At 68.5% G+C, this 1,083-nt stretch carries 2 protein-coding genes and 1 pseudogene; 1 reads left to right on the top strand and 2 read right to left on the bottom strand.

Going from position 1 to position 1,083, the window contains the following annotated elements; all coding sequences use genetic code 11:
* Window positions 1–41 precede the first annotated feature (41 nt).
* A pseudogene (locus FV233_RS29565) lies at window positions 42–276 on the top strand (DedA family protein); the annotation flags it as partial.
* A gap of 59 nt (window positions 277–335) precedes the next feature.
* Here FV233_RS29565 and FV233_RS29560 read toward each other — a convergent pair.
* Complete coding sequence (locus FV233_RS29560) at window positions 336–641, bottom strand: helix-turn-helix domain-containing protein (protein WP_147899650.1); 306 nt, start codon at window positions 639–641, stop codon at window positions 336–338.
* 14 nt (window positions 642–655) lie between these two features.
* Window positions 656–1,083, bottom strand: a 428-nt coding sequence (locus FV233_RS29555) for a type II toxin-antitoxin system RelE/ParE family toxin (protein ID WP_210249525.1), incomplete at its 5' end; no start/stop codon positions are given.

Below are 1,083 nucleotides of genomic sequence, written 5' to 3'. Positions count from 1 at the left end.
GCCTCAGATGGGTCCGATCCCTCCGCCGCCCCCCGAGCCTGATGGACATCGAAGCCCTGCGCACCTCGACCCTCGCCTTCGTCGAGGCGCACAAGGTCTGGACCCCGCTGATCGCCGAGGGGCTCGCCTTCTGCGAGTCGATCGCGATCCTGTCGCTGTTCGTGCCGGCTACCGTGATCCTGATCGGCATCGGCGCCCTGGTCGGGGGGGCGACATCCCGCTCTGGCCGGTGATCGGCGCGGCGCCTTGGGCGCCGCCCTGAGGGATTGGCTCTCCAACAAGCCGAGGTCTCGGCGCGCATGTCCGTATGAGCCGCAGGCGGACGGTCAGGACTCTTAGTCCTCACCCACCAGCAGCTCCTGCACCACAAGCGGATTCCGGTCCAACAGCGCCAGCAGCACCCGGGCCGGTCCCTCCGGGCGGCGTCGGCCCTGCTCCCAGTTGCGCAGGGTCGAGACCGCGATCCCGATGCTCTGCGCGAAGCGGGCCTGCGAGGCGCCGGCGCGCCGCCGGATGGCGGCCACGTCGAGATCGGCGACGCGGGGCGCGTGCACCACAAGGCCCGGGACCGCCTCGCCGCGGGCATGGGCGAGCGCGTCCTGCAAGCCCGCCATGACGGTTTCAAACGCTTCGTTCTTCATCGATCCCTCGCCGATCACCGATCCCGGGCCGCTTTCCGGGCCTGCTTGATGGCCTTGGTCAGGCTGTGCATGGCGTTGATCTCGGCATCCGTGAAAGTTGCGCGTGCGGTCTTGCTCAGCACTCCCAAAAGATAGGCGGGACCATCATCGCCGAGATAGGCCACCATCACGCGGTAGCCGCCCGAACCGGCGAAACGGATCTTGCGGACCCCACCCGAGCCCTGGACCAGATCGCCGTCCTGGGGCGCGGCGGCAACCTGGTTCACGATCGCCGTGCGCTCGTCGTCCGACAGACCGATCCGCCTGGCCGTGGTCAGGAAGGCGTTCGTCTCGACGACCGTATGGAGCGGCTTCTCCATGCCGGGAAGAAGAAGAAGAAGCCCATGGCGCAGGCCCGTCCATGGCGACGCGTCCTTCCTGCACCTCCAGCGAAGCCCAAGTT

It is taken from the genome of Methylobacterium sp. WL7 (genome assembly GCF_008040085.1).
GTDB classification, from domain to species: Bacteria; Pseudomonadota; Alphaproteobacteria; order Rhizobiales; family Beijerinckiaceae; genus Methylobacterium; species Methylobacterium mesophilicum.
Note: the sequence above shows the minus strand (reverse complement) of the source record. Positions and strands in the feature narration are given on the sequence as shown.